Source organism: Sphingomonas sp. BL-S-05 (assembly GCF_055521695.1).
In genome coordinates this window covers 1,342,588-1,363,796 of the sequence record NZ_CM145499.1, presented here as the reverse complement: position 1 = coordinate 1,363,796, position 21,209 = coordinate 1,342,588, and the positions used below count along the sequence as shown (strand labels likewise).

Here is a 21,209-nt window from a genome sequence, read left to right as displayed (position 1 = left end):
TTCCATCCAGTCGGTTCGGGCAATTCCCATGCGCGAAACCGGCTCGTGGCGCAATGAAGGAAAGGTTGGTCGTTCCGATCGACTGCTTCGATCAGCCGTAGCGGTGATGGAATTCGTCATTGTCCATGACGAGGTAGCGGATCGCGTCGATCAGCGCCCAGATGCCGGTCACCAGCAGGCCGATAACGGTGCAGGTCAGCAGCAGCATGACGATGCCCGATCCGGTCTTGCCGAGATAGAAACGATGGATGCCGAGCGTGCCGAGAAAGAAGGCGAACAGCACGGCGGCGATCTTGTCCTTGCGCCCGCGCGGGCGGCGGTCGTCGTTGGCGGGGCGGGGGGCAACGGTGCCGGGGACGTGGTAGATGCGCAACGCGCGACCGTTCGATACCTCGAAATCGACCTGCGCTCCGACCGACGGGCCGATACGGTCGCTCCAGTCGTCGGGCTGGAACCAGTAACGCTGGCCGTCGTCGCCGGCGATCCGCCCCTCGCGTCCATCCCGATCGACGCCCAGTACCTGTCCCCGCATATCGTCCCCCGATGATTCGCGGGGAAGGGTATGACGGGGAAGGCGGGCCGGGAGCAAGGGGTTAGCGTCACCTATCCCAGCGTAGGGCGCCAGTCCCAGCCGAGCGGATCGCCGTCCATGACCTCGACACCGGCGGCGGTCAGTTCGTCGCGGATCGCATCGCTCGCGGCGAAATCCTTGGCGGCGCGCGCTTCCTTGCGATCGGCCAGACGGGTTTCGATCGCTGCCGCATTGATCGTCGCATTGGCGGGGCGAACGCGCAGGTCGGCGCGTTCGATCGTGGCGAGGCCGAGGCCCAGCACCGCGTCGAAATCGGCGAGCGCGGCGAGGCGGTCGGCGGGCGTCAGCTTCTTGTCGGCCAGCAGTTCGTCGAGCACCGGCAGCGCGCGCGGTGTGTTCAGGTCGTCGGACACCGCCGCATCAAGGCGTTCGCGGTAGGTCGCCGCCTTGCCCGCGTCACCCTCGCCCGACGCACGGGCACGCAGGGCGACGACGGTCATCGCCAGCCGCTTCAGCCGGGTCAGCGCCGCGATCAGGTTCTCGGCCGAAAATTCCAGTTCGGAGCGATACTGGGCCGACAGGCACATCAGCCGGTAGGCGAGCGGATGCACGCCGCCGTCGATGAGCGTCTGGAGCGTGGTGAACACCCCCTTCGACTTCGACATCTTGCCCGAACGCTCGACGAGGAAGTTGTTGTGCATCCAGAAGGCGGCACCGCTGTCGGCGCACCCGCAATAGGCCTGATTCTGCGCGATCTCGTTCGGATGGTGGATCTCGCGGTGGTCGATGCCGCCGGTATGGATGTCGAACGGGGCGCCCAGATATTTCAGGCTCATCACCGAGCATTCGAGATGCCAACCCGGCGCGCCCTTTCCCCAGGGCGAGTCCCATTCCATCTGCCGCGTCTCGCCCGGCGGGGTCTTGCGCCAGATGGCGAAGTCCTGCGGATGGCGCTTGCCCGCGACCGGGTCGATACGGCCTTCGCCGGCATCATCCTGTCCGCCGGCCAGCGCACCATAGTTCGGCACGGAGCTGCTGTCGAAATAGAGGCCGCTGTCGAGTTCATAGCAATGGTCGGGGGCGATCTTCTCCGCAAAGGCGATCATTTCGGCGATGTGATCGGTCGCGACCGACCAGCGGGTCGGGTCGTCGATGTTGAGGTCGCGCAGATTGCCCTTGAACGCCGCGGTATAATGGGCGGCGATATCCCAGATCGACTGGGCGCGCGCCTTTGCCGCCGCCTCCATCTTGTCGTCGCCGGCATCGGCGTCGGAAGTGAGATGACCGACATCGGTGATGTTGATGACGTGGGTCAGCGTATAGCCCTTCCACCGCAGCACGCGGCTCAAGGTATCGGTGAAGACATAGGCGCGCAGATTGCCGATATGCGCGTAGTTGTAGACGGTCGGGCCGCAGGAATAGACGCGGACCCCCTTGGCCGGGTCGAGCGGTTCGAAACGCTGAAGGTTGCGGGTCAGCGAATTGTGAAGCGTGAGCGGGGCACCGTGCATGGTCGAGCGCATAGCGCGGCGCGACCCGTCTGCAAATCCGTACCGTTTACCGGCAAAAGCGTGCGGCCACCGGAACAGGCCGCGACGACGGCGGTTAGGGTTGGCGTGATCGAAAAACACCATTCGATCAATATCTTAATATGGATCAATCGGCCGAACCCCTTGGTTCGGCGGACGGGAGAGCATGGCCATGGCCGAAAGCGGACACCCCGGCGACATCACGCGCGACGACGCGCCAGCCTTTACGTCGAAGGACAGCAGTGAACGCGGCGAGGCCGCCCCGAACGGCGAATCATCGGTATCGGGCGTCGCGGTGACGATCAACCGGCCGGCCCACGAACTCTACGCCTATTGGCGCGATTTCGGAAACCTGGCGACCTTCATGCTGAATGTCGAGGCTATCGAGGTGCGCGATCGGGAGCGCTCGCACTGGCGCGTCAGCGGCCCGAACGGCAGCTATGAATGGGACGCGATCGTCACCGAAGATGTCGATGGCGAACGCATCGGCTGGCGCGCCGAGAATAGCGACGTGCCGAACAGCGGCTGGGTATCGTTCCACGAAGCGGCACCGGGGCGCGGCACGGTGGTGACCGCGATGATCGCCTATTCCCCGCCCGCCGGAATCCTCGGCAAGCTGGTCGCGAAGGTGACGCAGCAGGAGCCGGCGATCCAGGCGCGGCGCGACCTGCGCCGCTTCAAGCAACTGATGGAAACCGGCGAGATCGCAACGACCACGCCGCCCAACCGCGAACCCAAGTCTTAAGAAGGAGCCGGCGATGCGCGCACTTACCTGGCACGGCAAGCACGACGTCCGCGTCGATAGCGTTCCCGATCCCGAGATCATCAACCCGCGCGATGCGATCATCAAGATCACGTCGACCGCGATCTGCGGGTCCGACCTGCATCTCTATGACGGCTATATCCCGACGATGCAGGCGGGCGATATCCTCGGCCATGAATTCATGGGCGAAGTCGTGGAGACCGGCCCCAAATCGACGTTGCAGAAGGGGCAGCGCGTCGTCGTGCCCTTCGTCATCGCCTGTGGCAGCTGCTATCATTGTTCGAAGCAGCAATATTCGGGGTGCGACAATGGCAACCCCGCCGACAATCAGGACATCGCACAGGAATTATGGGGGCAGGTCGCCCCCGGGCTGTTCGGGTACAGCCATATGACCGGCGGCTATCCCGGCGGTCAGGCCGAATATGTTCGCGTGCCGTTCAGTGATGTCGGGCCGATCGTCATTCCCGACGGGATCGATGACGACAAGGTGCTGTTCCTGTCGGACATTCTGCCGACCGGATGGATGGCGGCGGAGAACGCCGATATCGAGGAAGGCGATATCGTCGCCGTCTGGGGCTGTGGCCCGGTCGGGCTGTTCGCGATCCAGTCGGCGTTGCTGATGGGCGCACACCGGGTGATCGCGATCGACCATTTCCCGCACCGGCTGGCGCTGGCGAAGGGACTGGGCGCGGAGGTGCTGAATTTCGAGGAAACCGACACCTATAACGCGCTGATGACGATGACCGGCGGGATCGGCCCCGATGCGGTGATCGACAGCGTCGGCCTCGAAAGCCATGGGCTGTTCGTCGACAATATCGTCGATCAGATCAAGGCATCGACCTTTCTCGGCACCGACCGGCCGCATGCGCTGCGGCAGGCGATCGTGGCATGTCGCAAGGGCGGCCGCGTGTCGGTGCCCGGCGTCTATGGCGGAATGATCGACAAATTCCCGTTCGGTGCGCTGATGGAGAAGGGGCTGACGCTCAAGACCGGACAGACCCATGTCCAGCGCTACCTGCCCGGGCTGTTGGCGGCGATCATGGAGGACAAGATCGATACGACCTTCCTGATTTCCGACCGGATGGCGCTGGAGGATGCGCCCAAGGGTTACAAGAAATTCCACGATGAACAGAATGTCTGTACCAAGGTCGTGCTGAAGCCCGATTGGGCGAAGGCCGCCGCGACGGGAGAAGCGTGATGGCGAACAAGCTGGCGGTGATTACCGGGGCGTCGACCGGGATCGGCTATGAACTGGCGAAGATTGCGGGAGCGGAAGGCTATGACCTGATCGTCGTCGCCGACGAGCCGCAGATCGCGGTGGCGGCGAACGACTTCGGCGCAGGTGCGGTCCGCGCAGTCGAAGCCGATCTGGCGACCTTCGAGGGCAATGACCGGTTGCTCGACGAGGTTGCCGGGCGGCCGATCGACCTGCTGATCGCCAATGCCGGGCGTGGGCTGGGGCATGCGTTCATCGAACAGGAGGTGTCGGCGTGGCGGCGGGTGATCGACACCAACGTCACCGGCACGACGTACCTGTTGCAGAAGGTCGCGCGCGACATGGCGGCACGGGGTGAGGGGCGCATTCTCATTACCGGATCGATCGCCGGACTGATCCCCGGCAGCTACCAGGCGGTGTACAACGCGACCAAGGCGTATCTCGACAGCTTCGCCTATGCGCTGCGCGAGGAGCTGAAGGACAGTGGCGTCATGATCACCGTCCTGATGCCGGGGCCGACCGACACCCCGTTCTTCGAACGCGCCGGCATGCTGGATACGCCGGTCGGCAAGGATGATTCGAAGGAGGATCCGGCGAAGACCGCGCGCAATGGCTGGGACGCGGTGATGGCTGGCTCCGCGCATGTCGTGTCGGGCGCGAAGAACAAGCTGCAGGCGGCGATAAGCCATGTCACGCCCGACAGCGTGCTGGCGAAGATGCATACCAATATGGCGAAGCCGGAAGGGGAGTGAGGCTGGCCCCTTCCCTCGGGGCAGCCTCTTCGAGGATCGCTACCGTCGACCCTTTTTCCGTACCCCCGCGTAGGCGGGGCCCAGAGTTGCAGTCATAAGTCTTTGCTTTGCTTGGCTCTGGACCCCCGCCTGCGCGGGGGTACGGCAAGTACCCGCCAGGGCACGCGGACTTTCGCGGGTGTTTCCTTCGACGGAAGGGGAGCAGGTCAGCGAAACACCACCGTCCGGTGCCCGTTTAGGAACACCCGCCGTTCCGCTGCCCAGCGGACGGCGCGGGCGAGGACTTGTGCCTCGATATCGCGGCCGATACGGATCAGGTCGGCTTCGGTGTCGCGGTGGTCGACGCGTTCGACCGCCTGTTCGATGATGGGGCCTTCGTCGAGATCGCCGGTGACGTAGTGGGCGGTCGCGCCGATCAGCTTGACGCCGCGATCATGGGCGCGGGCATAGGGGCGGGCGCCCTTGAAGCTTGGCAGGAAGCTGTGGTGGATGTTGATGCAGCGCCCGGCCAGCCGTTGCGACAGGTCGTTGCCGAGCACCTGCATGTAGCGCGCGAGCACCAGCAATTCCGCATCGGATTGTTCGAAGACGCGCAGCATCGCGGCTTCCTGCCCCAACCGGTCGCCATCGACGATCGGCAGATAGTGGAACGGCACGCCATGCCATTCGGTCAGCGCGCGCAACGATTGGTGGTTGGACACGACGCCGACGATTTCGACGGGCAGGTCGCCGGTCTTCCACCGGTGGAGCAGGTCGTTGAGGCAATGGCTGCCCTTCGACACCGCGATCAGCACCCGCATCCGTTCGGCGCGCGGCGCGATCGACCAGTCGAGGGCGAAGGCGTCGCCGATCGGGGCGAAACCCGCTTGCAAGCTGTTGTCATCGATGGGGAAGGCGGGACCGGCGCCGGCGAACTCGACGCGCATGAAGAAGCGCCCGGCCTCCAGATCGGCATATTGCTGGCTGTCGAGGATGAAGCCGTCGATCCGCGCCAGATGCCCGCTGACCGCCGCGACGATCCCGACGCGATCGGCGCAGGACAGCGTCAGCACATAAGCGGGCGACCCGGCGGCATCGGTAATCGGCATCGACTTTTCCCCTGTTGACGGGGCGGCCTTAGCGGCAAGCGCGCGCGTTTAGAACCATGCGCGAATACCCGCGACCAGACCGATGCCGCCGCTATCCTCGCCCGCCGCCCGGCCGAAGCGGCGCGTATCCCCGAAACGCCGTTCCCAGTTGACGCCGACATAGGGTGCGAATTCGCGCGCGATCTCATAGCGTAGCCGCAGGCCCATTTCGGCATTGGTCAGCCCCGATCCCGTGCCGGTCTCGCGGATATCCTGTGCCGACAGGTTCAGCTCGGCGCGCGGTTGCAGGATCAGGCGCTGGGTGATGCGCTGGTCGTAATAGCCCTCGATCCGGCCGAGCAATTCGCCCCCGGTCGACAGGAAGGCGGCGGCGTTGAGTTCGAACCAATAGGGGGCGAGGCCCTCGACGCCGACCGTCAGATAGGTCCGCGCCGGGGTCGGGCGGATATCCTGTCGGATGCCGGCCTGCAGGTTGAAGTAGGGGTCGATCGCCCGCGAATAGAGTGCCTGGACCTCGGCGGCCTCGACGCGGTCGCCGCCTTCGCCCTCGCTCTTGACGACGAGGCGGTGGATGTCGCCGCCAATCCAGCCTTCGCCTTCCCACGCATAGCCGCCGTCCTTCCACTCGACACGGTCGAGCAGGAGCTGGGCAAAGCGCTGGCCGCCGCCTTCCTCCGCCATCATCGCGTCGCGCGACCGGGCCATGACGTCGCCGCCCCAGACACGGTCGGCATAATGCGGCATCGGGACCGGTGGCGGCGGGGCGCTGCCGGGCGACTGGTCGGTGCCGGTCGGCTCGGCCGGTTCCGGGGCGGCGGCGGGTGCGGACGCGGCCGGGGCGGCGGACTGCGCCGGCGGTGCATGGCCCATTTGCGTATGGTCCATATGGCTATGGTCCTGCGCGACGGCGGGCGCGGCAATCGACAGCGCGAGCAGCGTGGCGAGGGTGCGGGTCATGCGGCGCCTCCCTGCGGACGGACCGAGACGACGCGCATCATCCCCGACAGCATATGGTAGAGCATGTGGCAGTGGAACGCCCAGTCGCCGACGGCATCGGCGGTCAGGTCGAGGCTGACGATGCCGCCCGGCTGCACCAGCACGGTGTGCTTGCGGGGGCTATGGTCGCCATGCCCGGTGACCAGTTCGAAGAAATGGCCGTGCAGATGGATCGGATGCGCCATCATCGTGTCGTTGATCAGGTTGATACGCACCCGCTCCCCTTCGGCAAAGGCGAAGGGTTCGTGGGTATCGACCATCCGCTTCCCGTCGAAGCCCCACATGAAGCGTTCCATGTTGCCGGTCAGGTGAATGTCGATCTGTCGTCCCGGTGCGCGGACATCGGGGTTGCGGTCGAGCGCGCGTAGCTGGCGATAGGTCAGCACGCGGTGACCGACATTCTCCAGCCCTTGACCGGGATAGTCGGTGCGATCGGCGGCCATCGGGGAAATGGTCTGGACGCCGGGCGTCCTCGCGACGCCGGGCGCGTTGGCGAAGTCGCGCATGCCGTGCTGCATCTCGCCCATGCCCTCCATGCCGCCCATCGCATCGCCATGGCCCATCGCCGCGTGATCCATCGTCGGTTGCGGCGGGGTAGCTGCGGTCGTGGCGAGCTTGCGCGATCCATTCTGTTCGGCGGTCGGATCGGGGCCGCCGGGTTGGCTTTCATGGCCCATGCCACCCATGCCCATGTCGGTCATCGTCGCCAGCGGACGCGGGCGAAGCGGCGGGACTGGGGCTATCAGGCCGGGGCGCGGTGACAGCGTCGCACGTGCCATGCCCGACCGGTCGACGCTCTCGCCGACCAGCGTATAGGCGGTGTCGGCAGGGGTGACGATCGCGTCATAGGTTTCGGCGACCCCGATCTGGAACTCGTCGACCGTTACCGGCTCTACGTTCAGCCCGTCGGCTTGTACGATCGTCAGCGGCAGTCCGGGGATACGCACGTTGAACGTCGTCATCGCCGACGCATTGACGATCCGCAGCCGCACCCGTTCGCCCGGCGTGAACGCGCCGGTCCAGTTGTCGACCGGGCCATGCCCGTTCACCAGATATGTGTAGGTCGCGCCCGTCGCGTCGGCGATGTCGGCGGGGTCCATCCGCATCTTGCCCCATTCGGCGCGGTCCTTCGCCTTCTGGTCGCGACCGGACAACAGGCCGACCAGCGTCTGCCGCTGGAAATTATAATAGCCCGGCTGCAGCTTCATCTTGCGGAAGATCGTCGCGGGACTGGAGCGGCTGTGATCGGACAGGACGATCACATGTTCCCGATCGAACGCGACGGGGTCCGGCACGGCGGGATCGATCACGATCGGGCCGTACAGCCCCTCCTGCTCCTGCCCGCCCGAATGGCTGTGATACCAATAGGTGCCGTTCTGCCGCACGGGGAAATCGTAGAGAAAGCTCTGCCCCGCCGGAATGCCGGGAAAGGAGATGCCGGGTACGCCGTCATATTGGAACGGCACCAGCAGCCCGTGCCAGTGCAGCGAGGTTTCGACGTCGAGGTCGTTGACGACGCGGATGCGCGCGCGCTGTCCTTCGCGCAGGCGGATGAGCGGGGCGGGCGACATGCCGTTGATGCCGATGCTGCGCGACGGCCGGCCGTCGACCATGCGGTTGATCCGGCCGATGCGCAACTCGATCAGCTCGCCCGACACCACCGGACCGTTCGTCGCCTGTCGCGCAGAGATCGGGGTCCACGCGCCGAGCGCCACGCCCCCCAGCGCCGCGCCCTGAAGCAACCGGCGGCGATCGATCGTCGTCATGCACATATCCTTGTCATCCGTCCGGTCATACGCAGCGCATCGCGCCTCCCCTCAACCGCCTAGCAATTCGGCGAGTTTGGCGCGGGCACGACGGATGCGGGTCTCGACCGCCTTGGTCGAGATGCCGAGCAACGCGGCGGCTTCGGACTGGCGCATCTCCTCGACCGTGCAGAGCAACAGCGGCTCGCGTAGCGTCGCCGGCAGCAGCGCAAGCGCGGCCCGCAGCCGGGCGGCCTCCTGCCTGTGCTCCGCCGTCCGCGCCTGATCCGGATCGCCGGCGGCGAGCGTATCGGCGACATCGTCGATCGTCCGCGCCCCGAAAAAGAAGCGCCGCAACGCCCGCCGCCGCGCATGATCGCGGCATTTGTTAAGCGCGATTGTCGCCAGCCACGCCGACATCGGCCGCGTCCCGTCATAGCGGCCGAGCGCGCGATAGGCCGACAGGAACGTCTCCTGCACCAGATCGAGCGCTTCGTCGGGATCGGCGACGCTGTTGAGGATCAGGCGATAGACCCGACTGCGGTGCCGCTGCATCAGCGTGGCAAAGGCGGCTTCGCTCCCGGCAAGCGCTTGTGCCGCCAGCGCGCCATCGTCGAAGCCGGGATCGGCGGGGGTCACTGGGCAGGGTGGGTGAGCGCGCGTGCCACCGCCCGGTCGAAGGCCGGGGTCTGATCGGGCCGAAGCAGCCGCCGCATCGCGAAGACATGCGCCAGCGTCGCCTTCTGCAAGTCGCCCATCGTGCGGTGCGAGGCATCGACGGCGGCGGCGACGCGCGGGCCGTCATCCTGCTCCGCCGCGATCGCCTGCGCCAGTCGGGCATTGTCGGCGCGCATCCGTGCCTGCAAAGCAGCGCGCCGCGTGGCATAGCCCGCCTCCAGCGCGTCGAGGCCGCGCATCTGTTCGGGGGTCAACTGCATGCGATCGTGCAGCAGCGCGTGGAGTTCGCTGCCATGCCCGGCGCTGTGGCCGCCGCCGATCGCCCGCCCGGCCAGCACCCCGGCGAATGCCGCGACGAAGGCGACGATGGCGACGAGGATCGTCCACCGGGTCCGGCTCATCGACCGACCAGCAGCGTCGAGGGGGCAAGCGCCAGATCGTCGGTAAAGGTCGCTGCCGGCTGTGGACGCGGGATCGGATCGGCGGCGATTAGCCCCATAGTGACCGCACCGACCGCAGCGAGGCCCGCCAGCCGGACTCCGGCGGCACGCGCGGCACCATCCGCCCGCACCCGCGCGAAGACCGCCGGCGCCAGCTCGTCAAGCCGGGGATCGTCGGTGACGTCGGACAGCAGGCGCAGCGATTGGTCGAGATCGTCGGTCATGGCATCCATTCCATGGTTACACTGGAATGCTACGCAGCATGTTTGGCTAACCCTCGACCGGGCGACGGATTATGCCGAATTTCGGGGCGAAACCGATTCGGGCGGCATATGCCGCCCCCTGGAGGCGCGACCGGGAATCGAACCCGGGTGCAAGGATTTGCAGTCCTCTGCGTCACCACTCCGCCATCGCGCCTCGATACGGTGGGAGGCGGGCATTTGCGTGCGTTTGCGCGCGGCGTCAAGCTGGCTTCGCAAAAAGTACGCAGTCGCTGGTCCCGAGTACGCAGTGTTCTTCATTGGGTCATGGTCATGCTGACGCCTCCAATTGGCGGTTGCGGCCATCTCGCGCAGGCGCTCCGACGCTGGCGGTGACCGTCATTGGCCCGACCGTCGAGTACAAGGCTGACATGCCGCGAATTCTGGCGCGCGTGATGTTGCGCGGCGATACGGAGGTCTTGGCCGGGCAATTGGCGTCGCAACGCATCGCCATTGACGGCAAGTTGCGGCCGCTGATCGAGCAGGCGGGCGGCAGATATGTGTCCGAGGTCGAAGTGGAATGCCCCGCGGGCAGGTGTCGGCTGTTCGACAGCGATCACGGACCCTATCATTTCGACTATGGGCATCTGACGTTCGCAGCCTCGCGCGAGGTCGTACAGCATTTGCCAGACGTCGCTAAGCAGTGATGCGAGGCATAGGCGGTGTTCAGGTAGCGTTCGAAATTATACACCGCCCCATCCTTGGCGCGGACCGCGCAGCGCGATAGACAGCGCGTCGCGATGCTATGTGTATTGCGTGGCTAAAACAGTTGTGCGACAGGATTGCACCATGACCGATTCGAACCAGACCCGACCCGATTTCGAAGCGATGCGCCACGCGATGGTCGTCAGCCAGCTTCGCACCAGCGCCGTCAGCGATCCGCGCGTCGTCGACGCGATGGGCGATGTGCCGCGCGAGGCGTTCGTGCCTTCGACTCAGGCAGCTTTGGCCTATCGCGACGCGCCGTTGCCGCTGGGGGGCGGCCGGGCGATAAATCCGCCGCTGATCACCGGCCGGCTGCTGGTCGCCGCCGACATCCGCCCGACCGACCGCGTGCTGCTGATCGGTGCGGCGATGGGCTATGCCGCGGCGGTGGCGGCGCGGCTGGCGGGGTCGGTCGTTGCGCTGGAGGAAGACGCCGAACTGGCCGGCGCGGCGCGCGATGCGATTGCCGATACGAAGGTGACGGTGGTCGAAGGGCCGCTGAAGGCCGGCTGGGCCGAGGGCGCGCCCTATGACGTCATCATCATCGACGGCGCGATCGAGGAAGTGCCCGACGCAGTCGCCGAGCAGCTCGCCCCCGGCGGGCGGCTGGCGACCGGACTGGTCGATCGCGGCGTGACCCGCCTGGCGCTCGGCCGCCGCAGCGAAGGCGGGTTCGGGGTGGTGGATTTCGCCGATCTCGAATGTGTCGTTCTACCGGGCTTCGCACGGCCCAAGACGTTTCAGTTCGCAAGGTAAGGAACATATGCGGGGGGGGAAGTTCATCGGTGGGGTCGCGGCGCTGGCGTTGCTGGCCTCTCCCGCGAATGCGGAGACGTTGCGCGAGGCTCTGGCACGCGCCTATGCGACCAATCCGCAGCTGACGCAGGCGCGCGCCAACCAGCGCGCCACCGACGAAACGGTGCCGATCGCGCGGTCGCAGGGGCTGCCTCAGATCACGACTCAGGGACAAGTGATCGAGAACGTCCTGACCCCGGCCAGTCGCGGTTTCACCCAGGCACCCCGCACCGGCAGCGCGCAGCTGAATCTCAGCCAGTCGCTCTATGCCGGCGGGGCGGTGCGTAACGGGGTCCACGCCGCCGATGCACGGGTCGATGCCGGTCGCGCCAATCTGCGCAGTACCGAGGCGAACGTCTTCACGCTGGTGGTCGCCGCCTATAACGACGTGATCCGCGACGAGGCGATCGTGCGGCTGAACCAGCAGAATGTCCGCGTGCTTGAGGTCAATCTGCAGGCATCGCAGGACCGGTTCCAGGTCGGCGACCTGACCCGCACCGACGTCGCCCAGTCGGAGGCGCGGCTGGCATCGGCGCAGGCACAGCTGCGCAACGCCGAAGCATCGCTGATCCGCAGCCGCGAAAATTACGTCGCGACGACGGGCGCGCCCGCGGGAACGCTCGACGCGCCGCCGGCGCTGCCGAACCTGCCCGCCGATCCCAATGGCGCAGTGGGCGTGGCGGTTTCGAACAATCCAGCGCTGATCGCGGCACGGCGCAGCAGCGATGCGGCCGGATTCGATGTGCGCGTCGCCCGCTCCAACCGGCTCCCGCAGGTCAGCGCGGTGGTGGGCGGCGGCTATACCAGCTTCCTCGGGTCGGCGCAGTCGGTGAACGGCATCGTGCTGCAACAGGATGGCGGGCAGGCGCAGGCCGGGTTCCAGTTCAGCCTGCCGCTGTTCCAGAGCGGTCGTCCTAGCGCGCAGATCCGTCGGGCGCAGGCTTTGGAAGGCGCCGCGATCGAGCAGGTGACCCAGGTCGAACGATCGGTGGTGTCGGACGCGCGTTCGGCGTTCGCCGCGTGGCAATCGGCATTGCGCGTGATCGAATCGTCGGAAGTGCAGGTGCAGGCAAACCGCCTGTCGCTGGAAGGGGTACGTGCCGAGAATAGCGTCGGCACGCGCACGATCCTCGACATCCTGAACGCCGAACAGGAATTGCTCAATTCGCAGGTGCAGTTGGTGTCGGCACGGCGCGACGCCTATGTCGCCGGGTTCGCCCTGCTCGCGGCGATGGGCCGGGCGGAGGCGCGCGACCTGGGGCTGGACGGCGGGGCGCTGTACGATCCGGTCGCGAATTACGAACGGGTGCGCAACCGCATCTGGGACTGGAGCGACGATCCCGCACCGGTGCCGGTCGCACCGAGCACGGTGAATACCCCGGCGCAGACGCCCGTGGTGACGCGGGAACTCGATCCCGCTTTGCAGCGGACCCCCAATCCCTATACCCCGACACAGGGGATCGACGCGCCAAATCGACAGGGCGGGGCACCGCGCGCGACGCAAGGCGTTGACACGCCGCGGACGAACCCCGAAGGCTAAGCGTTCAAGGGGCGGAAGAGATGAGGGTTGCGATGGGCGATATCAGCAACGAAACGTCGATGGAGGACATTCTGTCCTCGATCAAGCGGATCATCGCCGAAGAGGGCGAAGGATCGGCCCAGGCGTTGCGCGGGCGCAAGTCGATACGGACGGCGCAGCCACGTGACGTCGATGATCGCGACGAGGTCCTCGAGCTGAATCAGAGCGTTGCAGCGCCACCGCCACCGCCCCGCATGGAACAGCCCCGCGTCGAGGCGCCGCGGGTCGAGCGTCCGCGGCCGCCCGAGCCGCGGATGGACAACGAACCGGAGCCGATGCCGGCGGCCCCCGCACCGGGCAAGATCGATGCGTCGATCGTGTCGGACCGCGCCGCCGAGGCGAGTCGCGGTGCGCTGGACCAGTTGTCGCGGATGCTGGTGAAGCCCGAGACGCCGGGCGCCGATTCGCTCGAAGGGCTGGTCCGCGAAATGCTCCGTCCGATGCTGCGCGAATGGCTCGATGCGAAACTGCCGGGCATCGTCGAGTCGATGGTCGCGCGCGAGATCGCCCGGATCAGCGGCCGCGAATAACGCTCTCTTGCAACGCCGCCGCATCCGCGCCATGCGGCGGCGATGAGCGAACTGCCCAAGACTTTCGACCCCGCCGCCATCGAGGCGCGCTGGTATGCCCATTGGGAACAGGATGGCCTGTTCCGGCCCGAGCGTCCGAATGCGACGCCGTGGACGATCGTCAACCCGCCGCCCAATGTGACCGGCAGCCTGCATATCGGTCACGCGCTCGACAACACGCTGCAGGACATTCTGGTCCGCCATGCCCGGTTGCAGGGCAAGGACGCGCGCTGGGTCGTCGGCACCGACCATGCCGGCATCGCGACGCAGATGGTCGTCGAACGGCAGATGGCGCAGCAGCAGCAGAAGCGCACCGACTTCTCCCGCGACGATTTCGTGGCAAAAGTGTGGGAATGGAAGGCAGAAAGCGGCGGGCAGATCACTGGCCAGTTGCGCCGTCTGGGCTGTTCGATGGATTGGTCCAACGAACGCTTCACCATGGACGAAGGCTTTTCGGCCGCCGTCCTGAAGGTGTTCGTGCAGCTATATCGCGAAGGGCTGCTGTACCGCGACAAGCGGCTGGTGAACTGGGACCCGGGCCTCGGCACCGCGATCAGCGACCTTGAGGTCGAGACGCGTGAGGTAAAGGGCAGCTTCTGGCGGCTGCGCTACCCGTTGGCCGATGGGTCGGGCTTTATCGAGGTCGCGACGACGCGGCCGGAGACGATGCTGGCCGACATGGCGGTCGCGGTACATCCCGACGACGCGCGCTACACCGCGCTGATCGGCAAGCAGGTCCGCCTGCCGATCACCGGTCGCCTGATCCCGATCGTCGCGGACGAACATGCCGACCCGGCACTGGGTTCGGGTGCGGTCAAGATCACGCCCGGCCACGACTTCAACGATTTCGAGGTCGGCCGGCGGGCGGGCATCGAAGCGCGCGACATGCTGAACATGCTCGATGCCAAGGCGCGCATCGTGCAGACGGCGGACGGGCTGATTCCCGACGCGTTCCTCGGCCTGTCGAGCGGCGACGCGCGCAAAGCGGTCGTCGCGCGGCTGAAGGACGAAGGCGTCCTGATCCCGCATATCGACAAGGACGGCGCCGAGCATGACGCCGAACCGCGCACGATCCAGACGCCGTTCGGCGACCGGTCGGGCGTCGTGATCGAGCCGTGGCTGACCGACCAATGGTATGTGGATGCCAAGACGCTGGCCCAGCCGGCGATCGAGGCGGTGCGATCGGGTGCGATCAAGATCGTGCCCAAGTCGTGGGAAAAGACCTATTTCAACTGGATGGAGAATATCCAGCCATGGTGCGTGTCGCGCCAATTATGGTGGGGGCATCGCATCCCGGCATGGTTTGCGGACGACGGCCGGGTTTTCGTCGCCGAAACCTATGAAGAGGCACAGTCGGAAGCGGGCGAGGGCGTTGCGCTGAAACGCGACGAGGACGTGCTAGACACCTGGTTCTCCTCGGCGCTGTGGCCGTTCGCGACGCTCGGATGGCCGGAGAAGGGCGACCCGACGCTTGGCGGGCGCTACAGCAACGACGTGCTGATCTCGGGCTTCGACATCCTGTTCTTCTGGGACGCGCGGATGTTGATGCAGGGCATTCATTTCATGAAGGAGGTGCCGTTCAAGACGCTGTACCTCCACGGCCTGGTCCGTGCCGCCGATGGCGCGAAGATGTCGAAGTCGAAGGGCAATACCGTCGATCCGCTCGGGCTGATCGATCGTTATGGCGCCGACGCGCTGCGCTTCTTCATGGCGGCGATGGAAAGCCAGGGCCGCGACATCAAGATGGATGAGAAGCGGGTCGAGGGCTATCGCAACTTCGCGACCAAGCTGTGGAACGCCACCCGCTTTGCGCAGTCCAACGGGATCGGTGCGTCGACGACGATCGAACCGCCCCAGGCCGAACTGGCGGTCAATCGCTGGATCATTGCCGAGACGATCGAGACGGTGCAGGCATTGGACCTCGCGCTGGCCGATCTGCGCTTCGATGGCGCCGCAAACACCGTCTATCAATTCACGTGGAGCCGGTTCTGCGACTGGTATCTCGAACTGATCAAGCCGGTGTTGCAGGGCGGGTCCGAGGGCGGCGACGAAACGCGCGCCGTTGCGGGCTGGGTGCTCGACCAGATCCTCGTGATGCTGCACCCGTTCATGCCGTTCATCACCGAGGAGCTGTGGCATGCGCTTGGCGAGCGGTCGAACGACCTGATCGTGGCGCGCTGGCCGATGGCGGATGCGCGCGCGATCGATCCGGCGGCGCGGGCGGAGATTGACTGGCTGATCCGGCTGGTAAGCGAAATTCGCGCGGCGCGGACCGAGCTGAACGTACCGCCCGGTGCGCGGCTACCGCTGCATGTCCGTGATGCGTCGGGTGAGACGGCGGAACGTCTGACGCGTCAGGGGGCGGTGCTGGCGCGGCTCGCGCGCGTCGATGCGGTGGCCGGCGACGCGCCGGCCGGCGGGGCGTTGCAGATCGTGGTCGACGAGGCGACCTTCGTCCTGCCGCTGGGCGACGTCATCGACCTCGATGCCGAACGCGTCCGCCTGACCAAGGCGATCGCGGCGGCCGAGAAGGAGCGGGATGCGCTTGGCGGGCGCCTCGGCAATGCGAGCTTCATCGAGCGCGCGAAACCGGAGGCAGTCGAAAAGGCGCGGGCGGACCATGCCGACAAGATGGCCGAGGCGGCGCGGCTGCATGCGGCGCTGGGGCGGCTGGGGTAGCTGACGCCGTCATTCCGGGAGAGCTGGACTGGCGACGTCTTCCGGGCTCTCCCTTCGTTTTTCCGCCTGCGCAGGAACGACTTCAGGCCTCGACGGGTGCCATCACCTCGATGATGCCCGCCGCGACCTTCGCCATTACCGGGGTCTTGGCCAGTACCTCGCCGTCGATCGAGATCGGCAGCGGCGGGACGGTTTCGATGCGCAGCGACTTGCCGTGGAACGTGACGGTATCGACCCGGCGGGAGTCGAGACGGAAAAAGCCCGCGGCCCAGTTGCGGACCAAGCTGCGCTTGCCCTTGCCGCAAACGACCTGGATGATGATTTCGCCGCTGTCGAGCCGTGCTTCCTCGACCAGTTCGGTGCCGCCATGGAAACGGCCGTTCGAGATGCGGACTTCGGTGGCGGTCATCCGTTTGGCGTTCGTTCCTTCGCCGACGATCAGTTGAAAGGGGTGGAACTTGGCGAATTGCAGCGTCGCCCAGGCGAGATAGCCGGCGCGGCCGAACAGCTTCTTGACGCCGTGCGGCACGGTCTGCGCGATTTGCGGCGACAGGCCGATCGCGGCGCAATTGGCGAAATAGTCGCCATCGATCATGCCAAGGTCGATGCGACGTGGACGACCGGTCTTCAGCACCTCTACCGCGCCGGGAATGTCGAGCGGGATGCCGAGCGTGCGACAGAAGCTGTTGGCGGTGCCGAAGGGCAGAACGCCGAGGATCACGTCATGGCCCAGCAGATAGTCGACGAGGCTGCTGATCGTCCCGTCCCCGCCGCCCAGGATCACCAGGTCCGGTTTGCGTTCGAGCGCGCGTCGCAGCGTGGGTACGAGGTCGTCGGGGTTTTCGACGGCATGCGCGTCGACCTCGAACGGCATGCCCTGCATCGCGCTGCACGCCTGGGCGAACTGGTCCTGCCCGCTGCGCGACCGGGCATTGACGATCATGGCGGCGGAGCGGATCTGCGTCATGCGGTCGGTAACGCTCCGTAACGAAAATCGAGCCACGCGACTTTGGGTTGAACGTGTCGCTGGTCTGGCCCACAAGTCGCGCCATGTCCGCTGCTTATCCCGCGCTGCGTCTGCGCCGCACCCGTGCCTCCGGCTGGAGCCGCCGTCTCCATGCCGAGACGGTCCTGACCCCCGCCGACCTGATCTGGCCGCTGTTCGTGACCGAGGGAGACGGGGAGCCGATCGCGGCATTGCCGGGCGTATCTCGCTGGAATCTGGCAGGAATTGTCGATCGTGCACGTGAGGCCCGGGATCTTGGTATCCCGGTAGTAGCGTTGTTCCCGAACACGCCGCGCCATCTGCGCAGCGACGACGGGGCGGAGGCGTTCAATCCCGACAATCTGATGTGCCGCGCGATCCGGGCGATCAAGGATGCGGTGCCCGAGATCGGCGTGCTGACCGACGTCGCACTCGACCCCTATACTTCGCATGGCCATGATGGAATCGTCGATGCGAACGGCTATGTGCTGAACGACGTGACGTCTGACGCGCTGGTCCGGCAGGCGATCGTGCAGGCGGAGGCGGGTAGCGATATCGTGGCGCCGTCGGACATGATGGACGGTCGGGTCGGCGCGATCCGCGAGACGCTGGAAAGCGTGGGTCATATCAATGTGCAGATCATGGCCTATGCCGCCAAATATGCGAGCGCCTTCTACGGACCGTTCCGCGATGCGGTCGGCACGCATGGCCTGCTGAAGGGCGACAAGAAGACCTATCAGATGGACCCCGCGAACAGCGAGGAAGCGTTGCGCGAGGTGGCACTCGATATCGCCGAAGGTGCCGACAGCGTGATGATAAAGCCGGGGTTGCCCTATCTCGACATCATTACCCGGGTGAAGGCGGCGTTCGAGGTGCCGGTGTTCGCCTATCAGGTGTCGGGCGAATATGCGCTGATCGAGGCCGGCGTGGCGGCGGGCGTGGCGGATCGCGACGCGCTGGTGCTGGAGACGCTGCTGGCGTTCAAGCGGGCGGGGTGTTCGGGCGTGCTGACCTATCATGCGGCGCATGCGGCGCGGTTGCTGGGGGCATGATCGATACCGAACGGCTGGTGCTGCGGCGCTGGCAGGAGCGGGACCGCGCTACCTTCTACGCGCATTGTTCCGACCCGGAGGTCATGCGGTACTTTCCGGCGCTGCTGACCCGCGACGAGGTCGACGCGGCCATCGCCCGGCAGGACGGGTTCGCCGACCAGCATGGCTATTGCTTCTGGGTGGTCGAGGAGCGCGCGAGCCGACAGATGCTCGGCTTTTGCGGGTTGAAGCCGGGCGCCGAGGGTACGCCGCTGGAGGGCGGGGTCGAGATCGGCTGGCGCTTCGGCAAGGAACATTGGGGCAGGGGATTTGCGCGGGAAGCGGCACAGGCCAGCCTCGACTGGGGTTTCGCGAACCTGCCCGTCGATCGGATCGGCGCGATCACCGGTCCGGCCAATACGCGTAGCTGGGGGTTGATGGAGCGGCTGGGCATGGTCCGCGCGCTCGATCAGGATTTCGATCATCCCGCCGTGCCTGACGACAGCCCGCTCAAACGCCATATCACCTATTGGAAGCAGCGCCCGTGAGCGCACCCGAACGGACTGCCGGGTGGCCGATCCGGTGGATCTTCGTCGCGACGATCCTGACCGGATCGTTCCTGCTGTTCCTTGTCCAGCCGATGGTCGCGCGCATGGCGCTGCCGCAACTGGGCGGGGCGCCGGCGGTGTGGAATTCGGCGATGCTGGTCTATCAGGCGCTGCTGCTGGGCGGCTATGCCTATGCCCATCTCCTCGGCAAGCTGATGCCGAAGGCGCAGGCGGCGGTGCATCTGCTGGTGCTGCTATGCGCGGCGGTGTGGCTGCCGATCGGTGTCAATGCGACGCAGGTGCCCGCCGGGGTCGAGCCGGCGCTTTGGGCGCCGTGGCTGCTGACGGCATCGATCGGGCCCTTGTTCTTCGCGGTGTCGGCACAGGCGCCGCTGCTGCAACGCTGGTTCGCGTTTCTTTGCCCGGGGCGGGACCCCTATGCGCTCTATGCCGCGTCAAACGTCGGCAGTTTCGCCGGGCTGATCGCCTATCCGCTGCTCGTCGAGCCACTGCTGCCGCTGCGTTCGCAAAGCTGGGGGTGGAGTGCCGGCTATGCGCTGTTGACCGTCCTCGTCATCGGTTGCGGATGGCTGCTGCCGCATCGGCGCGAACAGGCGGTGAAGCTCGAGCCGGGCGAGGCACCGGGTCGGCTGCGGGTGCTGCACTGGATCGTGCTGGCCTTGGTGCCGTCGGGGCTGATGCTGGCAACCTCGACCTTCCTGACCACCGACATCGTCGCGGTGCCGCTGCTATGGGTGTTGCCGCTGGGGCTGTATCTGCTCAGCTTTACCGTCGCCTTTGCCGACCGGCGCGGGCTGGCGGATGCGATCACCCGCTATGCTCCGATTACCATTCTGGTGTTCGGCGGGATGATGATCGGCGGCCATCATGACTGGCCATTACTGAGCGCACTGGCGGCGCTGATGCTGTTGTTCGCCGTATCGGTGGCGCTTCATGCGAAGATGTATGCGCTGCGACCGGCGCCGGCGCGGCTGACCGGATTTTATCTGGCGATGTCGGTCGGCGGCGCGCTGGGCGGGGTGTTCGCCGGACTGGTCGCGCCGGTGCTGTTCGACTGGACCTATGAATATCCGCTGCTGATCCTCGCGGCCGGTATCCTTGCGCCGCTGCCGTTCCTGTTGCCGGTAACCGAGCGGCTGTGGCGCGCGGGTGGTACGCGGCTGACCATCGCGGCACTGGTCGTCATCAGCGGATTGATCATATTGGGCCTCGCCAATCCGGGGAAAGTGCTGGGTGCGGCACCCGAACCGATCGCGTTTCTAGCCATCACCATCGTCGGCGTCGTCGCGATCGGATCGCGCCTGCCCTATGTCTTTGCGCTGGCCGGCGCGCTGTTCCTGTTCGGCGGCTATCGCGCGATCCAGTTGTCGCTGGAGCCGGGGGCGCGGACGCGCAGCTATTTCGGCGTCTATACCATCACGCGCGGGCAGGCGGTGAACGAGTTGCAGCACGGCACCACGCTGCACGGCATCCAGTTGACCGGTAGTCCCGAGCGCGAACGGACCCCGACCACCTACTACGTCCCCAATTCCGGGGTGGGGGAGGCACTGCGGGCCGCGCCCGCGCTGTACGGCCGCAATGCGCGGATCGGCATCGTCGGCCTCGGCACCGGGACGCTCGCCTGTTACGCCAAGCCGGGGCAGCAATGGCGCTTCTACGAGATCGATCCGGTCGTGGTGCGGATCGCGCGCGATTCGGGTGCCTTCACCTTCCTGCGACGCTGTGCGCCCGATGCGCAGATCGTGCTGGGCGATGCCCGGCTGAGCATCGCGCAGGCGGCGGCGGGTAGTCTCGACCTGCTGGCGCTCGATGCCTTTTCATCGGACGCGGTGCCGATGCACCTGATGACGCGCGAGGCGTTCGACACCTATGGTCGGGTGCTCGGGCGGCGCGGGCTGTTGCTGGTGCATGTGTCGAACCGTTATCTCGATCTGGCGCCGGTCGTCGCGCGGACGGCGTCGGGATGGATGGCCGCACAACTTTCCTATCAGCCGGTCGGCGGCGCGGCAGGGGATAGCGGGTCGGTGTGGATCGCGCTGACCCGCGATCCCGAGGTGCTGGGCGAGTTGCTGGCGAGCGGTGGTTATTGGGAGCCGCTGCCGGTCACCGACACCGCGCCATGGACCGACGATTATGCATCGATCCTGCCAGTGCTGCGGGCGTTGCAATAGCACAGTTGGTGGCGTGCATCGCATGGCGGCGCGCGGCCTGCCCACCGTCCGTTGGTCCTGAGTAGCCATTGAGCATGTCGAAATGGCGTATCGAAGGACCGGTTGGGGCAGATGCTTCGATACGGGT

At 66.4% G+C, this 21,209-nt stretch carries 20 protein-coding genes and 1 tRNA gene; 11 read left to right on the top strand and 10 right to left on the bottom strand.

The window, feature by feature from the left end:
- Nucleotides 1-91: 91 nt before the first annotated feature.
- Nucleotides 92-532: a TM2 domain-containing protein gene (locus ACZ1JS_RS06180; protein WP_465168181.1), complete on the bottom strand. Its 441-nt coding sequence runs from the start codon at nucleotides 530-532 to the stop codon at nucleotides 92-94.
- A gap of 71 nt (nucleotides 533-603) precedes the next feature.
- Complete coding sequence (gene cysS, locus ACZ1JS_RS06175; RefSeq protein ID WP_465168180.1) at nucleotides 604-2,043, bottom strand: cysteine--tRNA ligase; 1,440 nt, start codon at nucleotides 2,041-2,043, stop codon at nucleotides 604-606.
- Between the two features lie 190 nt (nucleotides 2,044-2,233).
- Between cysS and ACZ1JS_RS06170 the strand changes: the two genes are divergently transcribed.
- Genes ACZ1JS_RS06170 through ACZ1JS_RS06160 form a run of 3 tightly spaced genes read left to right on the top strand, consistent with a single transcriptional unit; the run spans nucleotide 2,234 to nucleotide 4,792 of the window.
- Nucleotides 2,234-2,806: an SRPBCC family protein gene (locus tag ACZ1JS_RS06170; RefSeq protein WP_465168179.1), complete on the top strand. Its 573-nt coding sequence runs from the start codon at nucleotides 2,234-2,236 to the stop codon at nucleotides 2,804-2,806.
- Between the two features lie 13 nt (nucleotides 2,807-2,819).
- Nucleotides 2,820-4,022 carry a zinc-dependent alcohol dehydrogenase gene (locus tag ACZ1JS_RS06165; RefSeq protein ID WP_465168178.1) on the top strand — a complete coding sequence of 401 codons (1,203 nt, stop codon included), beginning with the start codon at nucleotides 2,820-2,822 and terminating at the stop codon, nucleotides 4,020-4,022.
- Entirely contained in the window at nucleotides 4,022-4,792 is a 771-nt protein-coding gene (locus ACZ1JS_RS06160; protein WP_465168177.1) for an SDR family NAD(P)-dependent oxidoreductase, read from the top strand. Before ACZ1JS_RS06165 ends, ACZ1JS_RS06160 begins: the two co-directional genes overlap by 1 nt.
- A 206-nt stretch (nucleotides 4,793-4,998) precedes the next feature.
- Here the strand turns inward: ACZ1JS_RS06160 and purU are convergent, their stop codons facing one another.
- The 7 genes from purU to ACZ1JS_RS06125 form a co-directional block, all read right to left on the bottom strand.
- Complete coding sequence (gene purU, locus ACZ1JS_RS06155; RefSeq protein WP_465168176.1) at nucleotides 4,999-5,880, bottom strand: formyltetrahydrofolate deformylase; 882 nt, start codon at nucleotides 5,878-5,880, stop codon at nucleotides 4,999-5,001.
- 48 nt (nucleotides 5,881-5,928) lie between these two features.
- Nucleotides 5,929-6,837, bottom strand: a complete 909-nt coding sequence (locus ACZ1JS_RS06150) for a copper resistance protein B (RefSeq protein WP_465168175.1) — start codon at nucleotides 6,835-6,837, stop codon at nucleotides 5,929-5,931.
- Nucleotides 6,834-8,648, bottom strand: a complete 1,815-nt coding sequence (locus ACZ1JS_RS06145) for a copper resistance system multicopper oxidase (RefSeq protein ID WP_465168174.1) — start codon at nucleotides 8,646-8,648, stop codon at nucleotides 6,834-6,836. Before ACZ1JS_RS06145 ends, ACZ1JS_RS06150 begins: the two co-directional genes overlap by 4 nt.
- A gap of 45 nt (nucleotides 8,649-8,693) precedes the next feature.
- On the bottom strand, nucleotides 8,694-9,260 hold the full coding sequence (locus tag ACZ1JS_RS06140; RefSeq protein WP_465168173.1) for an RNA polymerase sigma factor: 567 nt from the start codon (nucleotides 9,258-9,260) through the stop codon (nucleotides 8,694-8,696).
- Nucleotides 9,257-9,700, bottom strand: coding sequence for a periplasmic heavy metal sensor (locus ACZ1JS_RS06135; protein WP_465168172.1), 444 nt, complete (start codon nucleotides 9,698-9,700; stop codon nucleotides 9,257-9,259). The genes ACZ1JS_RS06140 and ACZ1JS_RS06135 overlap by 4 nt, the downstream gene beginning before the upstream one ends.
- Nucleotides 9,697-9,963 carry a hypothetical protein gene (locus ACZ1JS_RS06130; protein ID WP_465168171.1) on the bottom strand — a complete coding sequence of 89 codons (267 nt, stop codon included), beginning with the start codon at nucleotides 9,961-9,963 and terminating at the stop codon, nucleotides 9,697-9,699. Before ACZ1JS_RS06130 ends, ACZ1JS_RS06135 begins: the two co-directional genes overlap by 4 nt.
- A gap of 119 nt (nucleotides 9,964-10,082) precedes the next feature.
- Nucleotides 10,083-10,156, bottom strand: a tRNA-Cys gene (locus ACZ1JS_RS06125).
- A 175-nt stretch (nucleotides 10,157-10,331) separates the two neighbouring features.
- Here ACZ1JS_RS06125 and ACZ1JS_RS06120 point away from each other — a divergent pair.
- From ACZ1JS_RS06120 to ACZ1JS_RS06100, 5 genes are all read left to right on the top strand, one after another.
- Nucleotides 10,332-10,646, top strand: coding sequence for a hypothetical protein (locus ACZ1JS_RS06120; protein ID WP_465168170.1), 315 nt, complete (start codon nucleotides 10,332-10,334; stop codon nucleotides 10,644-10,646).
- A gap of 142 nt (nucleotides 10,647-10,788) precedes the next feature.
- Nucleotides 10,789-11,460, top strand: coding sequence for a protein-L-isoaspartate O-methyltransferase family protein (locus tag ACZ1JS_RS06115; protein WP_465168169.1), 672 nt, complete (start codon nucleotides 10,789-10,791; stop codon nucleotides 11,458-11,460).
- A gap of 7 nt (nucleotides 11,461-11,467) precedes the next feature.
- Complete coding sequence (locus ACZ1JS_RS06110; RefSeq protein ID WP_465168168.1) at nucleotides 11,468-13,039, top strand: TolC family outer membrane protein; 1,572 nt, start codon at nucleotides 11,468-11,470, stop codon at nucleotides 13,037-13,039.
- 20 nt (nucleotides 13,040-13,059) lie between these two features.
- The gene (locus tag ACZ1JS_RS06105; protein WP_465168167.1) at nucleotides 13,060-13,608 is read left to right on the top strand and encodes a DUF2497 domain-containing protein; all 549 of its coding nucleotides are present in this window, start codon (nucleotides 13,060-13,062) and stop codon (nucleotides 13,606-13,608) included.
- Between the two features lie 42 nt (nucleotides 13,609-13,650).
- Entirely contained in the window at nucleotides 13,651-16,326 is a 2,676-nt protein-coding gene (locus ACZ1JS_RS06100; protein ID WP_465168166.1) for a valine--tRNA ligase, read from the top strand.
- An 82-nt stretch (nucleotides 16,327-16,408) separates the two neighbouring features.
- Here the strand turns inward: ACZ1JS_RS06100 and ACZ1JS_RS06095 are convergent, their stop codons facing one another.
- A complete protein-coding gene (locus tag ACZ1JS_RS06095; protein ID WP_465168165.1) occupies nucleotides 16,409-17,293 on the bottom strand; it encodes a diacylglycerol/lipid kinase family protein in 885 nt (294 codons plus the stop codon).
- An 83-nt stretch (nucleotides 17,294-17,376) separates the two neighbouring features.
- Between ACZ1JS_RS06095 and hemB the strand changes: the two genes are divergently transcribed.
- From hemB to ACZ1JS_RS06080, 3 genes are read left to right on the top strand one after another with little or no spacing between them, the layout of a single operon-like run.
- Nucleotides 17,377-18,363, top strand: a complete 987-nt coding sequence (hemB, locus tag ACZ1JS_RS06090) for a porphobilinogen synthase (protein WP_465168164.1) — start codon at nucleotides 17,377-17,379, stop codon at nucleotides 18,361-18,363.
- The gene (locus ACZ1JS_RS06085) at nucleotides 18,360-18,890 is read left to right on the top strand and encodes a GNAT family N-acetyltransferase (protein WP_465168163.1); all 531 of its coding nucleotides are present in this window, start codon (nucleotides 18,360-18,362) and stop codon (nucleotides 18,888-18,890) included. The genes hemB and ACZ1JS_RS06085 overlap by 4 nt, the downstream gene beginning before the upstream one ends.
- The gene (locus tag ACZ1JS_RS06080) at nucleotides 18,887-21,082 is read left to right on the top strand and encodes a spermidine synthase (protein ID WP_465168162.1); all 2,196 of its coding nucleotides are present in this window, start codon (nucleotides 18,887-18,889) and stop codon (nucleotides 21,080-21,082) included. The genes ACZ1JS_RS06085 and ACZ1JS_RS06080 overlap by 4 nt, the downstream gene beginning before the upstream one ends.
- The last annotated feature ends 127 nt before the right edge of the window (nucleotides 21,083-21,209 follow it).

What these genes read in the sequence shown, in the direction of transcription:
- ACZ1JS_RS06180 (WP_465168181.1), bottom strand. Translation starts at nt 532, where the DNA reads ATGCGGGGACAGGTACTGGGCGTCGATCGGGATGGACGCGAGGGGCGG.
- cysS (WP_465168180.1), bottom strand. Translation starts at nt 2,043, where the DNA reads ATGCACGGTGCCCCGCTCACGCTTCACAATTCGCTGACCCGCAACCTT.
- ACZ1JS_RS06170 (WP_465168179.1), top strand. Translation starts at nt 2,234, where the DNA reads ATGGCCGAAAGCGGACACCCCGGCGACATCACGCGCGACGACGCGCCA.
- ACZ1JS_RS06165 (WP_465168178.1), top strand. Translation starts at nt 2,820, where the DNA reads ATGCGCGCACTTACCTGGCACGGCAAGCACGACGTCCGCGTCGATAGC.
- ACZ1JS_RS06160 (WP_465168177.1), top strand. Translation starts at nt 4,022, where the DNA reads ATGGCGAACAAGCTGGCGGTGATTACCGGGGCGTCGACCGGGATCGGC.
- purU (WP_465168176.1), bottom strand. Translation starts at nt 5,880, where the DNA reads ATGCCGATTACCGATGCCGCCGGGTCGCCCGCTTATGTGCTGACGCTG.
- ACZ1JS_RS06150 (WP_465168175.1), bottom strand. Translation starts at nt 6,837, where the DNA reads ATGACCCGCACCCTCGCCACGCTGCTCGCGCTGTCGATTGCCGCGCCC.
- ACZ1JS_RS06145 (WP_465168174.1), bottom strand. Translation starts at nt 8,648, where the DNA reads ATGTGCATGACGACGATCGATCGCCGCCGGTTGCTTCAGGGCGCGGCG.
- ACZ1JS_RS06135 (WP_465168172.1), bottom strand. Translation starts at nt 9,700, where the DNA reads ATGAGCCGGACCCGGTGGACGATCCTCGTCGCCATCGTCGCCTTCGTC.
- ACZ1JS_RS06130 (WP_465168171.1), bottom strand. Translation starts at nt 9,963, where the DNA reads ATGACCGACGATCTCGACCAATCGCTGCGCCTGCTGTCCGACGTCACC.
- ACZ1JS_RS06115 (WP_465168169.1), top strand. Translation starts at nt 10,789, where the DNA reads ATGACCGATTCGAACCAGACCCGACCCGATTTCGAAGCGATGCGCCAC.
- ACZ1JS_RS06110 (WP_465168168.1), top strand. Translation starts at nt 11,468, where the DNA reads ATGCGGGGGGGGAAGTTCATCGGTGGGGTCGCGGCGCTGGCGTTGCTG.
- ACZ1JS_RS06105 (WP_465168167.1), top strand. Translation starts at nt 13,060, where the DNA reads ATGAGGGTTGCGATGGGCGATATCAGCAACGAAACGTCGATGGAGGAC.
- ACZ1JS_RS06100 (WP_465168166.1), top strand. Translation starts at nt 13,651, where the DNA reads ATGAGCGAACTGCCCAAGACTTTCGACCCCGCCGCCATCGAGGCGCGC.
- ACZ1JS_RS06095 (WP_465168165.1), bottom strand. Translation starts at nt 17,293, where the DNA reads ATGACGCAGATCCGCTCCGCCGCCATGATCGTCAATGCCCGGTCGCGC.
- hemB (WP_465168164.1), top strand. Translation starts at nt 17,377, where the DNA reads ATGTCCGCTGCTTATCCCGCGCTGCGTCTGCGCCGCACCCGTGCCTCC.
- ACZ1JS_RS06085 (WP_465168163.1), top strand. Translation starts at nt 18,360, where the DNA reads ATGATCGATACCGAACGGCTGGTGCTGCGGCGCTGGCAGGAGCGGGAC.